The 14,093-nt window shown below is 71.1% G+C and carries 11 protein-coding genes, 1 tRNA gene and 1 other RNA gene; 5 read left to right on the top strand and 8 right to left on the bottom strand.

Annotated features, from left to right (window positions below; all coding sequences use genetic code 11):
* Positions 1-27: 27 nt before the first annotated feature.
* Positions 28-363: a transfer-messenger RNA gene (ssrA, locus tag JWR86_RS09520) on the bottom strand.
* A gap of 194 nt (positions 364-557) precedes the next feature.
* On the opposite strand from ssrA, the gene JWR86_RS09515 reads away from it, so the two are divergent.
* From JWR86_RS09515 to JWR86_RS09505, 3 genes are read left to right on the top strand one after another with little or no spacing between them, the layout of a single operon-like run.
* Complete coding sequence (locus tag JWR86_RS09515) at positions 558-1,751, top strand: aspartate aminotransferase family protein (RefSeq protein WP_299564273.1); 1,194 nt, start codon at positions 558-560, stop codon at positions 1,749-1,751.
* Positions 1,748-2,698: an ornithine carbamoyltransferase gene (argF, locus tag JWR86_RS09510; RefSeq protein ID WP_299564175.1), complete on the top strand. Its 951-nt coding sequence runs from the start codon at positions 1,748-1,750 to the stop codon at positions 2,696-2,698. Before JWR86_RS09515 ends, argF begins: the two co-directional genes overlap by 4 nt.
* On the top strand, positions 2,695-3,690 hold the full coding sequence (locus tag JWR86_RS09505; RefSeq protein ID WP_299564172.1) for an Hsp33 family molecular chaperone: 996 nt from the start codon (positions 2,695-2,697) through the stop codon (positions 3,688-3,690). Before argF ends, JWR86_RS09505 begins: the two co-directional genes overlap by 4 nt.
* Before the next feature lie 10 nt (positions 3,691-3,700).
* On the opposite strand, the gene argE is transcribed toward JWR86_RS09505, so the two are convergent.
* The 5 genes from argE to JWR86_RS09480 form a co-directional block, all read right to left on the bottom strand.
* Positions 3,701-4,870 carry an acetylornithine deacetylase gene (gene argE, locus JWR86_RS09500; RefSeq protein ID WP_299564169.1) on the bottom strand — a complete coding sequence of 390 codons (1,170 nt, stop codon included), beginning with the start codon at positions 4,868-4,870 and terminating at the stop codon, positions 3,701-3,703.
* A complete protein-coding gene (gene apaG / locus JWR86_RS09495) occupies positions 4,867-5,259 on the bottom strand; it encodes a Co2+/Mg2+ efflux protein ApaG (RefSeq protein WP_299564166.1) in 393 nt (130 codons plus the stop codon). Before apaG ends, argE begins: the two co-directional genes overlap by 4 nt.
* A gap of 127 nt (positions 5,260-5,386) precedes the next feature.
* Positions 5,387-7,201, bottom strand: a complete 1,815-nt coding sequence (locus tag JWR86_RS09490) for an ATP-binding cassette domain-containing protein (RefSeq protein WP_299564163.1) — start codon at positions 7,199-7,201, stop codon at positions 5,387-5,389.
* Between the two features lie 122 nt (positions 7,202-7,323).
* Positions 7,324-9,960, bottom strand: a complete 2,637-nt coding sequence (clpB, locus tag JWR86_RS09485; protein ID WP_299564160.1) for an ATP-dependent chaperone ClpB — start codon at positions 9,958-9,960, stop codon at positions 7,324-7,326.
* 167 nt (positions 9,961-10,127) lie between these two features.
* A complete protein-coding gene (locus JWR86_RS09480; RefSeq protein WP_299564157.1) occupies positions 10,128-12,281 on the bottom strand; it encodes a glycosyltransferase family 2 protein in 2,154 nt (717 codons plus the stop codon).
* A gap of 66 nt (positions 12,282-12,347) precedes the next feature.
* Here JWR86_RS09480 and JWR86_RS09475 point away from each other — a divergent pair, with 66 nt between their 5' ends.
* Both JWR86_RS09475 and JWR86_RS09470 read left to right on the top strand, forming a co-directional pair.
* Positions 12,348-12,560, top strand: coding sequence for a hypothetical protein (locus JWR86_RS09475; RefSeq protein ID WP_299564154.1), 213 nt, complete (start codon positions 12,348-12,350; stop codon positions 12,558-12,560).
* 77 nt (positions 12,561-12,637) lie between these two features.
* Positions 12,638-12,714, top strand: a tRNA-Trp gene (locus JWR86_RS09470).
* 46 nt (positions 12,715-12,760) lie between these two features.
* Here JWR86_RS09470 and JWR86_RS09465 read toward each other — a convergent pair.
* Complete coding sequence (locus JWR86_RS09465; RefSeq protein ID WP_299564151.1) at positions 12,761-13,309, bottom strand: carboxymuconolactone decarboxylase family protein; 549 nt, start codon at positions 13,307-13,309, stop codon at positions 12,761-12,763.
* Positions 13,310-13,326: 17 nt separating this feature from the next.
* Entirely contained in the window at positions 13,327-13,887 is a 561-nt protein-coding gene (locus JWR86_RS09460; RefSeq protein WP_299564148.1) for a VUT family protein, read from the bottom strand.
* Positions 13,888-14,093 lie beyond the last annotated feature (206 nt).

Below are 14,093 nucleotides of genomic sequence, written 5' to 3'. Positions count from 1 at the left end.
GGGGCCCAGAAATGGGAACGGCACCCGAAGGTGCCGTTTCTGTTGCTAGGCTTTCCCGAGCCCCGGATGGTCACGCCGCGAGGCGGACCGCACCCATGTCAACGTTGTCGTTGGCATTTGTGGTTTTGCACAATTAAGGCCGTAGCTCAGCCTAATCGCAGCCTAGCCTTTATCGCGCCTAGTCGAACCCAAGTCGTCCCCAACAGGAACCCGCCCAGGCGCCCTTTCGGGCAGCGGGCTCATGGTGGAGACGGCGGGAATTGAACCCGCGTCCTAAACGCCTATTCCACTCTGCCTCTACGATCATAGCCGGGTTGCCCCGACCCGCCTGATATAGGTCACCGGCGGGTTCTCGCCAAGGGTCCTCGCATAGCGCCGTGTGCGGCCTTCGTCTGAGGGAGCGGGCCGGAGCAGGCGCGTGGCGCCACGGCCCTCCGGTGGCTTCATTGACAACAGGCCGGCGAGCAATAGATTCACCGCGGTGCCGCCGCTGAGGCGGCGCTTTCGTTTCCGGGCCCCGGCCCGCCACGGAGGAGTTCCCCGTGACCTCGTCGTCCATGTTGCCGGTCTATGCGCGCGCGCCTCTCGCCTTCGAAAGCGGAGAGGGTGCCTGGCTGCGGACCGAGGATGGGCGACGTTTTCTGGATTTCGCCGCCGGCATCGCCGTGAACGCGCTGGGCCACGCCCATCCGCATCTCGTGGAGGCGCTTCGGGACCAGGCCGGCAAGCTCTGGCACATCTCGAACCTGTACCAGAACCCGGCCGGCGAGCGGCTGGCCCGGCGTCTCTGCGAGGCCACCTTCGCGGAGGTGGTGTTTTTCACCAATTCCGGCGCCGAGGCGCTGGAAGCCGCGATCAAGATGGCCCGCAAGTACCACGCCGTGAAGGGTGATCCGGACCGGTTCCGCATCGTCACCTTCGAGGGCGCCTTTCACGGCCGCACCCTCGCCACCATCGCGGCCGGCGGGCAGCCGAAGTACCTGGAGGGCTTCGGCCCCAAGGTCGAGGGCTTCGACCAGGTGCCGTTCGGCGACGACGAGGCGCTCAAGGCGGCCTGCGGCCCGAACACCGCCGCGATCCTGATCGAGCCGGTGCAGGGCGAAGGCGGCATCCGGCCGGTTCCGCCGGAGCGGCTGCGCTTCCTGCGCCGCCTCTGCGACGAGCACGGCATGCTGCTGATCCTGGACGAGGTGCAGTCCGGCGTGGGCCGGACCGGCAAGCTGTTCAGCCACGAATGGGCCGGGATCGCGCCCGACATCATGGCGGTGGCCAAGGGCATCGGGGGCGGCTTCCCGGTGGGGGCGTGCCTCGCCACCCGGGACGCGAGCTCGGGCATGAAGCCCGGCACCCACGGCAGCACCTTCGGCGGAAACCCGCTCGCCATGGCGGTCGGCAATGCCGTGCTGGACGTGGTGCTGGCGGACGGCTTCCTGGACCAGGTCCAGCGCACCGGGCTGTTGCTGAAGCAGCGGCTGGCCGAGCTCAAGGACCGCCATCCGGCAGTGATCGCCGAGGTCCGGGGCGAGGGATTGATGGTCGGCCTGCGCCTGCACGTTCCGAACGTCGACCTCGTCAAGGCTGCCGAGCAGGAGGAACTGCTTGTGATCTCGGCCGGCGACAACGTGGTCCGTCTGCTGCCGCCGCTGATCGTCAGCGATGCCGAGATCGCGGAGGCGGCCGCCCGGCTCGACCGGGCCTGTGAGGCCCTGGAGGCCGCGATGCGGCAGCCCGCCCGCGAGGCCGCGGCATGAGCATGCCGCGCCACTTCCTCGACCTGTCCGATTTCAGCGGAGCGGAGCTCCGCGGCCTTCTCGACCTCAGCGCCGGCCTCAAGGCCCGGCGCCGGCGCGGAGAGGTGCCGGATCGGAAGCCCCTCGCCGGCAAGTTCCTGGCGATGATCTTCGACAAGCCGTCCACCCGGACGCGCGTGTCCTTCGACGTCGCCATGCGCGAGCTCGGCGGCGAGACCCTGATGCTGACCGGCCAGGAGATGCAGCTCGGCCGCGGCGAGACCATCGCCGACACGGCGCGTGTCCTGTCGCGCTATGTCGACGCGATCATGATCCGCATCCTGGACCACGGCACGCTGGTCGAACTCGCCGCCAACGCCACCGTGCCGGTGATCAACGGCCTCACCAAGACCTCGCATCCCTGCCAGATCATGGCCGACGTGCTGACCTTCGAGGAGCACCGAGGCTCGATCCGGGGCCGCACGGTGGCCTGGTCGGGCGATGTCAACAACGTGCTGGCGTCCTGGGCGCAGGCCGCCTCGCTGCTGGATTTCCGGCTCAACGTGGCGGCCCCGGCCGAGCTGCAGGCCGGGTCCGAGCTGCTGACCCGCCTCGCCGCCGATGGCGGGCCGATCCGGGTCCTGACCGATCCGCTGGAGGCCGTGGCCGGCGCGGACGCCGTGGTCACCGATTGCTGGGTGTCCATGGGCGACGAGGACGAGACCAACCGGCACAACCTGCTGGCCCCCTATCAGGTCAATGCCCGGCTGATGGCCGCCGCCGCGCAGGACGCGATCTTCATGCACTGCCTGCCGGCGCATCGAGGCGAGGAGGTCACCGACGAGGTGATCGACGGTCCCTGCTCGGTGGTGTTCGACGAGGCCGAGAACCGGCTCCACGCCCAGAAGGGCATCCTGGCCTGGTGCCTCGGTGCGGGCCTGGAGGCCTCGGGGGCCCAGGCGGCATGAGCGCCGAGGACCGGCTCGAGGGCCAGGACGACGTCGTCCTCCCCTTCGCCGTGGAGGCGCTCGATGTGCGGGGCCGCGCCGTCCGGCTCGGCGCGGCGCTTGACGCCATGCTGGCCCGGCACGCCTATCCGGACGCGGTGAGCCGCGTGGTTGGCGAGGCCGCGGCGCTGACCGCGTTGCTCGGCGCGTCCCTGAAATTCGAGGGACGGTTCCAGCTCCAGACCAAGACGGACGGGCCGGTCGACATGGTGGTGGTGGATTTCGACGCGCCCGACCGGCTGCGCGCCTATGCGCGGTTCGACGCGGCCCGGGTCGAGGCGGCAGGGGCCCGGCCCCGCACCGGCGAGCTTCTCGGCACCGGCATCCTGGCCATGACCATCGACCAGGGCTCCAGCGCGAGCCGCTACCAGGGCGTGGTGTCGCTGGAGGGCGGCGGCTTCGACGAGGCCGCGCACCAGTATTTCCGGCAGTCGGAGCAGATCCCGACCGTGGTCCGGCTCGCGGTGGCCGAGGAATTCGCCGGCGGGCGCCGGCGCTTCCGGGCCGGCGGGCTGCTGATCCAGTTCCTGCCCTCCTCGCCCGACCGCGCCCGCGCCGCCGACCTGCCGCCCGGCGACATCCCGGCCGATCACCCGGCGACCTCGGCCGAGGCTCCCGGCGAGGACGATGCCTGGCGCGAGGCCAAGGCGCTGGTGGAGACGGTGGAGGACCACGAACTGGTCGACCCCGCCGTGTCGAGCGAGCGGCTCCTCTACCGGCTGTTCCACGAGCGCGGGGTGCGGGTGTTCGATCCGCAGCCGGTGCGCGAGGTGTGCCGCTGCTCCCGCGACCGCATCTTCGCCATGATGCGCAACTTTTCGGCTCAGGACCGCCACGACATGGTGGGCGAGGACGGCCGCATCGGGGTGACCTGCGAGTTCTGCTCGCGGCATTACGATCTGGATCCGGCCGAGGTCGAGGCCGAGGTCGAAGCCGCTCCGGAGGCGGGCTGAGCGGTCCGGCCTAGTCGGCCGCGCAGCGGGCGATCAGGCGCTGCATGAAGCGCTCGCCGGCCGCCAACGCATCAAGCGTGATGTACTCGTCGGGCTGGTGAGCCTGGTTGATCGAGCCCGGCCCGCACACCACCGTCGGGATCCCGGCGGCCTGAAAATGGCCGGCCTCGGTGGCGAAGGGCGCCGTGGTGGTCTCGGCCGTGCCGGTGAGATCGAGCGCGAGCCGCTCCGCCGGCGAGCCCGGATCGGGCCGCAGCCCAGGCACCAGCACCTCGCGCATTGTTGCGATGCGGCCGAACGGGCCGTAGCGGTTCAGCCGGTCGCGCAGCACAGCCGCCGTGGCCGCCGCGAAGCGGGTCGGCACCTCGTCCGGATCGAGATCCGGCAGGGCGCGGAATTCCCAGGAGATGAAGCACTCCTCGGCCAGGATGTTGCGGGCGCGGCCGCCCTGCAGGATCCCGACATGGACGGTCGAAAAGGCCGGGTCGAAACGGCCGGACGGGTCGCCGCGCCTCTCGAGGTCGTCCGCGATGCCGTTCAGCGCGGCGACGAGGTCGCCGGCCGCCATCACGGCGGAGGCCCCGAGATGGGGCTTGGCCGAATGGGCCGCAAAACCGTGCACGCGGGTCACGAAGGTCGCGACGCTCTTGTGCGCGTCGACCACGCGCAGCTCGGTCGGCTCACCCACGATGGCGGCCACGGGCCGGGGCAGGTCATGGCCAAAGCGGGCGATGACGCCGTTGGCGCCGAGGCAGGTGGTTTCCTCGTCATAGGACAGGAGGATGTGGATCGGGGTCTTCAGCCCGGCCCGCAGGGCCTCGGGCAGCGCCGCGAGCGCCAGCGCGTCGAAGCCCTTCATGTCGACGGCGCCGCGGCCGATGGCCCGCCCCTCGCGCAGCCGAAGCCGGAACGGATCGCCGGTCCAGTCCTGCCCGGCCACCGGCACGCAATCGGTGTGGCCCGACAGGACGACCCCGCCGCGGTCGCGGGGCCCGACGGTGGCGAACAGGGCCGCCTTGCTGCCGTCCGCATTCGGCACGCGGACCGACGGCACGCCGAGTTCGCCGAGATAGCTCTCGACGGCCTCGATCAGGCGGAGGTTGGAGACGCCGCTCTCCGTGTCGAACCCGACCAGGAGCTCGAGCAGGTCGAGCGCCGTGCGGCCCGTCGCGGCGCTCAATGCACCACGCGCTTTACAAAGGGGCTGTCGAGCGAGAAGGCCGGGATCTCGGCCCGAAACACCTCGCCGCTTTCCGACGTCATGGTGTAGTCGCCCGCCATGGTTCCGTCCGGCGTCGGCAGCGGGCAGCCGCTCGTATAGGTGAAGCTCTCGCCCGGCCCGAGCACGGGCTGCTTGCCGACCACACCCGCGCCCCGCACCTCCTGCACGGCGCCGCGGCCGTCGACGATGCGCCAGTGCCGGGAGCGGAGCTGGACCCGGTCGGTGGTCAGGTTGGTGATCTCGACCGTGTAGGCGAAGAAGAACTTGCCCTTGTCGGGCTGCGATTCCTCCTCGACGAAGCGTGGCTCCACCGTCACCCGGATGCCCCGCGTCACGGCCTTGTACATGATCGCGGCTCCCTTCCCGGCGGCGCCGTCGTCGCCGACGCGGCCCCCATGATCAACGCCCGACCGATCGTCCGCAAGGCTGTGACTCCCCGCTCGGTCATGCACCGGACGGGTCGCGCGGGCGCCCTCACGCCTCGATCTCCTCCCGCAGGATCTCGAGGTCCAGCCATTCCGTCTCCGCCGTCTCCAGCTCGGCGGCCTTTTTGGCCAGCGTCGTGGAGGCCGCCTCAAACGCGGCCGGGTCGCGCCCGAACAGGGCGGGGTCGGCAAGCCGCGCCTGGAGCTTGGCGATCTCCGCCGTGAGCGCCTCGATCCGGGAGGGCAGCGTTTTCAGCGCGTGAAGCTGGTGGAAGCTCAGCCGCCGCCGCGCCGCCTCCGGCACCGCCGGGCTGCGCTCGGGCCGGCTCGCCTTGGCGGCCCGGGCCTTGGTCAGCCCGGTGTCGCGAACCAGATCCGCGCCCCTCTGGGCCAGCATGTCGGTGTAGCCGCCCGCGTATTCGAGCCAGCGTCCGCTCCCCTCCGGGGCGATCACCGAGGTGGCGACCCGGTCCAGGAAGTCGCGGTCGTGGCTGATCAGCAGGATCGTGCCCGGGTAGTCGCCGAGCATCTCCTCCAAGACGTCCAGGGTCTCGAGATCAAGGTCGTTCGTGGGCTCGTCGAGGACCAGAAGATTGGAGGGCTTGGCCAGGGCCCGGGCCAGCATCACCCGGCCGCGCTCACCGCCCGACAGGACGCGGAGCGGGGTCCGGATCTGCTCGGGCGAAAACAGGAAATCCTTGAGATAGCCGACCACGTGCCGCGGCGTGCCGCCGACCATCACGCTGTCGCCGCTCCCGCCGGTGAGGGCCTCGGCCAGGGTCGCATTGGGGTCGAGGCTGTCCCGGCGCTGGTCCAGCGCCGCCACCTCCAGGGCCTGGCCGAGCCGGACGGTGCCGGAATCGGGTGCAAGTTCGCCCGTGAGGAGCTTCAGGAGCGTGGTCTTGCCGGCGCCGTTCGGGCCGACGATGCCGATGCGGTCGCCGCGATGCACGCGCAGCGAGAAGCCGCTCACGATGGGCCGGTCGCCGAAGCTCTTGCCTACGTCCTTGGCCTCGATCACCAGCGTGCCCGAGCGGCCGCCTTCGGCGGCCTGGAGGGCGGCTGAGCCGTCCGCTCGGCGGGCGGTGCGACGCTCGGTGCGCAGGTCCCGCAGGGCCTCCATGCGGCGCACGTTGCGCTTGCGCCGGGCCGTCACGCCGTACCGAACCCAATGCTCCTCGGCCGCGATCTTGCGGTCGAGCTTATGCCGCTCGGCCTCCTCCTCAGCATAGGTGGCGTCGCGCCAGGCTTCGAAGGCGCCAAAGCCGCGGTCGAGCCGGCGAGTCTGGCCGCGATCCAGCCACACGGTGGCCCGCGACAGGTTTTCCAGAAAACGCCGGTCGTGGCTGATCAGGACCAGGGCCGAGCGACGGCTCTTCAGCTCCGCCTCGAGCCACTCGATGGTGGCGAGGTCGAGATGGTTGGTGGGCTCGTCCAGGAGCAGGATGTCCGGATCAGGGGCGAGCGTGCGGGCGAGCGCGGCACGGCGCGCCTCCCCGCCGGAGAGGTCGTCCGGCCGCTCCTCGCCGGTGAGACCGAGCTCCGCCAGCAGGTGGTGGGCCCGGTAGGGCTCGTCCGCCGGCCCGAGCCCCGCCTCGACATAGCCGAGCACGGTCTCGTGCCCGCTCATGTCCGGCTCCTGCGGCAGGTAGCGCAGCGTGGCGTCGGGCTGGAGGAAGCGCAGGCCGCGATCGGCCTCCACCAGGCCGGCCGCGATGCGGAGCAGGGTCGACTTGCCCGAGCCGTTGCGGCCGACCAGGCAGACCCGCTCGCCCGCCCCGACGGACAGGTCGGCGGCTTCGAGCAGGGGGGTGCCGCCGAAGGTCAGCGCGGCCCCCTGGAGGGAGAGGAGAGGAGCAGCCATCGGTCAGGCCACGCGACCGCAGGTGCGGGAAAGGTTCATGCGGCTGCCTAGCCCGGAACGGCGCCGCGGTCAGCCCCGCGCCCAGCGGCTGGGCGGGGACTGCCGGTCCCCGCCCTCGCCCGTCAGTTCAGCGCCACGCCGGCCGGGCGCTTCTCCTCGCCGACCGCGAGGTCGCCGATCAGGAGCCCGAGCGGGCCGGCCCGCACCGGCACCGTTTCGCCGTCCAGGATGCTGCCCGACAGGATCATCTCGGCCAACGGATCCTGCACGGACTTCTGGATCACCCGCTTCAGCGGCCGCGCGCCGTAGGCCGGATCATAGCCCTTCTCGGCCAGCCAGCCGCGTGCGCTCGGGTCGAGCTCGAGGGTGATGCTGCGCTCGTCCAGCAAGCGCTGGAGGCGGCCCGCCTGGATGTCGACGATGGCGCCCATCTCCGACCGCTTGAGGCGATGGAACAGGATGATCTCGTCGATCCGGTTCAGGAATTCCGGCCGGAAGTGGCCCCGGACCACCGCCATCACCTCGTCCCGAACGGCGTCCGTGTCCTCGCCCTCCTTCTGGGTGACCAGGTACTCGGCCCCGAGATTCGAGGTCATGATGATGAGCGTGTTGCGGAAATCGACCGTGCGGCCCTGCCCGTCCGTGAGCCGCCCGTCGTCGAGCACCTGCAGCAGGACGTTGAACACGTCCGGATGCGCCTTCTCGATCTCGTCGAACAGCACGACCTGATAGGGCCGGCGGCGGACGGCCTCGGTGAGCGCCCCGCCTTCCTCGTAGCCGACATAGCCGGGAGGCGCGCCGATCAGCCGCGAGACCGAGTGCTTCTCCATGTATTCCGACATGTCGATGCGCACGAGCGCGGCCTCGTCATCGAACAGGAACTGGGCCAGCGCCTTGGTCAGCTCGGTCTTGCCGACCCCCGTCGGGCCGAGGAACATGAACGAGCCGATCGGCCGGTTGGGATCCTGCAGGCCGGCGCGGGCACGCCGCACCGCGGTCGCGACGGACCGCACGGCCTCCTCCTGGCCGACCACGCGCTTGCCGAGTGCAGCCTCCATGGCGAGCAGCTTTTCCTTCTCGCCCTCCAGCATCTTGTCGACCGGAACCCCGGTCCAGCGCGACACCACGCCGGCCACGTGGGAGGGCGTCACCGCCTCCTCCATCATGCCCGACCCATTGCCCCGGGTGCCGTCCTGGGCGCGCGCCTCAAGGTCCGACAGCTCCTTTTCGAGCGCCGGGATCTGGCCGTAGGCGAGTTCCCCGGCCCGCTGGTACTGGCCCTGACGCTGCGCCTGGGCGAGTTCGTTGCGAGCCTCGTCGAGCTTCTTCTTCAGCTCCGCCGCCCGGCCGAGCTTGTCCTTCTCGGCCCGCCACCGGGCCGTAATGGCCGCCGACTGCTCCTCGAGATCCGCGAGCTCCTTCTCGAGGCGGCCGAGGCGATCCTTGGAGGCCGAATCGGTCTCCTTCTTCAGCGCCTCCGCCTCGATCTTCAGCCTGACGATCTCGCGGTCGACATTGTCGAGCTCCTCCGGCTTGGAATCGACCTGCATGCGCAGGCGCGAGGCGGCCTCGTCGACGAGGTCGATCGCCTTGTCGGGGAGGAAGCGGTCGGTGATGTAGCGGTTGGACAAGGTCGCAGCCGCGACCAGGGCCGCGTCCTGGATGCGGACACCGTGGTGCTGCTCGTACTTCTCCTTGATGCCGCGCAGAATCGAGACCGTGTCCTCGACCGTCGGCTCGCTGACGAAGACGGGCTGGAAGCGCCGCGCCAGAGCGGCGTCCTTCTCGACATGCTTCCGGTACTCGTCGAGCGTGGTCGCGCCGACGCAATGCAGCTCCCCCCGGGCGAGCGCCGGCTTCAGCAGGTTGGACGCGTCCATGGCTCCGTCCGCCTTGCCGGCGCCGACCAGGGTATGCATCTCGTCGATGAACAGCACGATGCCGCCGGCCGCCGCCGTTACCTCGGACAGCACGGCCTTCAGCCGCTCCTCGAACTCGCCGCGGTATTTGGCGCCGGCGATGAGCGAGCCCATGTCGAGCGCGAGCAGCTGCTTGTCCTTCAGGCTTTCCGGCACGTCCCCATCGATGATGCGCAGCGCCAGTCCCTCGACGATGGCCGTCTTGCCAACGCCGGGCTCACCGATCAGCACGGGATTGTTCTTCGTGCGCCGGGACAGGACCTGGATGGTGCGGCGGATCTCCTCGTCGCGGCCGATCACCGGGTCGAGCTTGCCGTCCCGCGCCGCCTCGGTCAGGTCGCGCGCATATTTCTTCAGCGCGTCGTAGCCGTTCTCGGCCGAGGCGCTGTCCGCCGTGCGGCCCTTGCGCAGGGCCTCGATGGCGGCATTCAGGTTCTGCGGGGTCAGGCCGGCGGCGGCCAGCATGCGGCCGGCCTCGGCGTCCTTCTCGATCGTGAGCGCGAGCAGCAGGCGCTCCACCGTGACGAAGCTGTCGCCGGCCTTCTTGGCCGCCGCCTCGGCGGTGTCGAACAGGCGCACGAGGTCGCGCGTCGCCTGCGGCTGCGCGCCCGCGCCGGAGACCTTGGGCTGCTTGCCGAGCCACGTCTCGACCGCCAGCCGGACATCGCGCGAGCTGCCACCCGCGCGGTCGATGAGGCCGGAACAGAGGCCCTCGGGATCGTCCAGCAACACCTTGAGCAGGTGGCCGGGGGCGAGCTGGGGATGGCCTTCCCGCATGGCCAGATTCTGGGCGGCCTGGACGAAGCCGCGGGCGCGCTCGGTGTAGATTTCGAAATTCACTGGCACTCTCCTTCGCACCGGCGGCGACCGCCCCCCTCGGGCACGGTGCCGCCGCGACGAGCTCCCTCCGCCTCGCGGCAGGAGCGCCGGCGCCGTAAGGGCCGCCGACCAGATCCATGTGGTGTTGCAAATCGGCACCACAAGGGCGGCGCGATGCCTCCGCCGGGTCAGATGCGGTAGTGGCCCGACCGGCGCGAGAGGTTCGGATTGTAATACGGGTCCGCCTGCAGCCGCGCCCCCCAGCGCTCCTGCATCACGGCGGTCTCGCGCTGGAATCGGGCGATCTTTTCCGGCGTGTCCTCGGGGCCGCGGCTCTTCGATTCGTGGTGGATCAGGCGGCTGAACGGCGTCCAGACGATGCGGTACCCGGCCTCCCGCACCCGCAGGCAGAGGTCGATGTCGTTGAAGGCGATCTTGAGGTGCTCGGCGTCGAAGCCGCCCACCTCGGCGAAGACCTCCCGGCGCATGGCCAGGCAGGCGCCGGTCACGGCCGAGACCTCCTGGGCCAGGAGCAGCCGGGCGAAATAGCCGCCGTCGCTCTCCGGGAGGCCGAGATCGGCGTGGCCGGCCACCCCGCCGATGCCAAGCACGATGCCGGCATGCTGGATCGTCCCGTCCGGGTAGAGGAGCTTCGCGCCGACCGCGCCAGTCTCAGGCTCCAGCGCCTGCCGGACGAGTTCGGCGAGCCAATCCGGCTCGATCACCTCGACGTCGTTGTTGAGGAACAGGAGCACGGAGCCGGAGGCGGCCGCGGCGCCCTGATTGGACAGGTCGGAGAAGTTGAACGGCCCGGGCGCAGGCAGGATGCGAACGCGCGGGTCGTCCGCGTAGCGGGCGAAGAGCCGCGCCGTCTCGGGCTCGCGACTGCCGTTGTCCACCACCACGGCCTCGATGGCCGGGTAGTCCGTGTGGCCGAACAGCCCCTCCAGCACCGTCCCGAGCAGTTCCGCCCGGTCACGGGTCGGGATGATGCAGGAGACCAGCGGCGGCGCCTCGGGCAGCGGCCGAACCAGGCGGTTGAAGCCGCGATGGCCGGTCTCGGCCCGCCCGCCCCAGGGTGCGGCCGCCTCGGCCAGCGCCCTGAGGCGAGCCGCTTCGGCCACCGAGGCCGAGCGGTCCGAGAAGGTGCGCGAGCCCGGGGCCGCGCGCCAGTGGTACAGCACGGCCGGAATGTGCCGGATCTCGTCCCGCCGCAGGCCGGCCGTGAGCCGGAGCAGCAGGTCGTGGTCCTGGCTCCCCTCGAAGCCCGGCCGCAGCCCTCCCAGCTGCCGCAGCCGGTCGGTCCTGATCACGGTCAGGTGGTTGATGTAGTTCTGGGCGTAGAGGCGCTCGCGGTCGAAGCCCGGCTTGAAATGCGGGTCGTGCCGGCGGCCCCGGCTGTCCAGCTTGTCCTCGTCCGAATAGATCAGGACGAGGCCCGGATCCTCCCGCACCACGCGGGCGACCTCATACAGCGCCTGTTCCGGCAGGGCGTCGTCGTGGTCCATGAAGGCCGCATAGAGGCCCGTCGCGAGGCCGAGCGCGTCGTTGGTGGCGCGCGCGATATGTCCGTTCTCGGCGCGGCGCACGAGCCGCATCCGGGGCTCGCCCCTGGCGAAGCGCTCGAGTTCGCGCCAGACCTCGGGATCGGTCGAGGCGTCGTCGGTGACGCACAGCTCCCAATGCGGATAGAGCTGCGCCGAGACCGATCGGAGGGCGACCCGCAGAACCGCCGGCGCCGGATTGTGCACCGGCATCAGGATGGAGATCAGCGGCGGCGCCGCCCAGCCCGCGACCTCCGCCCGGATCCGCTGCCGGTCGGCCTCCCGAAGCGTGCTGTTGCGCCGGATCCAGGCCGCATAGCCGGTTTCGCGCGGGTGCCGGACGGCCCGGTCGAGCAGTCCACGGCCCCGCATGCGCTTACCCAGAATCCGCCAATACACCGCCCTGGCGGCCAGGGCCGGGTCGCGTCCGAGCGCCCGCCCGATCAGGGCCGCGCGCCCGCGCCGGCGGATCTCGATCCGGACCGGGGCGGGATCGCCGCTGCGCAGGCTGACGAGGTGCAGCGCGGAGGTGTCCTCGGGCAGGCGCCCGGTCCAGCCGAATCGGCCGGCGCCGAGAGCCTCCTCCAGCAGCGGCGGGCCGAGGCGTCGCCCGTCGGAGCCGACCAGAAACATCAGCCGCCGTGCGGTGCGGCCCGTCTCGGGCGCCTCCCGCAGCGTGATCGCGACCCAGCGTCCGCCGAGCCCGGTTCCCAGCAGATCGACGGACAGCCCGTCCGGCTCGCGGCGGAGCGGCAGGTCCCGGCCCGCGCCGCCGAGCAGCGTCGCAGACCCGTTCACCACCCGCTCGGCTCCGGAACGCCGAGCGCCCCTCCGGCATTATCCCGCGTCGCCCGAGGCACCACCATGTCCGACCCGAAAGATCCCCGCAGCGAGAGCGAGAAGGCACGCGCGGCCCTGAAACGCAACGACGAGATGGGGCTCGCGGTGCCGGAGAGCGAGGTAGAGCGACGCCCCTCCGTGACCTCGGCCACCTTCGGAGGGCGGGCCGCGCCCGGTTCCGACAACGACCCGGTCCACCGCGAAGAGCGCGACGATCCCCTGCCGCAAGCGCCCTGAACCGCTTTGCCGGGCTCAGGCGCGTTGCGGCCTGCACTTCCGCGGGATATAGCGGCGGCCACGCGCCCGTCGCGTCCAGGAGTGTAGCTCAACTGGTTAGAGCACCGGTCTCCAAAACCGGGGGTTGGGGGTTCGAGTCCCTCCACTCCTGCCAGCCTGGCAGGATCCTGATTTCAGCCCGATCGGCGTGATGCGCCGCCTCAACCGAAGGGCTCGGGCGCGCCCTGGGGCACGGGCACCTCGAAGGCGTTGATGGTCATCGAGATCAGCCCGTAATAGCCCAGAATGCCGACGAGTTCGACGACGCCCTTGGGGCCGAGCTCGCGCTGCGCCGCCTCGTAGGTGGCGGCCGAGACTTGGCGGCGCGTCCAAAGCTCCCGCGCGAAGGCGTGAACGGCTGCCTCGTCGCTCTTCGCGAAACGCGGCGAGCCGCCCGTCCGGATCAGCTCCACGGCCTCCGGATCCAGCCCGGCCTCGATGCCGATCGGGGCGTGGACGTGCCACTCGAAGCCGGAGCGCCACTGGGCGCCCGTGACCAGGATCGCGAGTTCGGACAGGCGGGGCGGCAGCGAGGTGCCGTAGCGGCAGAATGCCCCGAGCGCCTGAGCCGTGTCGGCGAGGTCGGGCGAGGTCAGCCAGACCCGAAGCGGGCCTTCCACCAGGCCGCGCGGCCCTGAGGCGATGCGGTCGTGCACCTCGCGCCCCCTGGGCGAGAGCGTCGCGGGATCAAGATCGGGAAGGCGCGGCATCAGGGACCTCTGCTGGGTTAGGCCGGCTGCAGGCCCAGGCGCTCGTCGCGCCGGCGCAGCCAGAGCACCGCCGGAATGGCGAGCAGGACCATCCACATCTTCCCGACCACCTGCCCGGGCAAGTAGTCCTGACTGCCGAAGGCGAGCTGCAGGAAGACCGACGAATCGACCACGAGCCCGACCAGGCTCGACAGCATGACGGCGAGCACGAAGCGGCGCCGCTGCAGCGGCGTGTAGACCAGGAGGTCTGCGAGTTCGGACAGCAGGAAGGCGGCCGTGGAGGCGAACACGATGGCGGGCGGGGCCACGGCCCAGGACACCACCGCGCCGAGCCCGACCGCCGCGACGCTCGGCCAGAAGCCGAGCCGGCGCTGCACCAGATCGCGCAGCACAAGAGCGAGGCCCGCCATGATGACACCGGAGGGGGCCATCAGGCCGGGGGCGACCGGGACCAGGCAGGGCCCGGCCGGCACGCAGCTCGTGCCGACATGGCCGATCATCCAATTGGCGAGCGGAATGGTGAGCGTGAAGGCGGCGAAGGCGAGCCCGCCCTCGACCCTGCGGCGACCCAGCGTCATGGCGGAGCCTGTCGGCCGGGCCACCCGGGCCGTCAAGCCGGCCCGGCGCCGCACCCGCCCGCTCAGCGGGCGATCCGCATTCCGGTGATGAGCGTGTGGATCTTGGTGAAGACCGGATCGATCTGCGACACGTCCTGCACGTCGTAATACATGTCGTCGGCACTGGCGCATTCCCGCAGCAGGGTCGAGTTCCCCTCGATGATGCG

The organism is Enterovirga sp., assembly GCF_028290205.1.
In the GTDB taxonomy this organism is placed as follows: domain Bacteria; phylum Pseudomonadota; class Alphaproteobacteria; order Rhizobiales; family Beijerinckiaceae; genus Enterovirga.
This window is presented reverse-complemented; position numbering and strand designations above follow the sequence as displayed.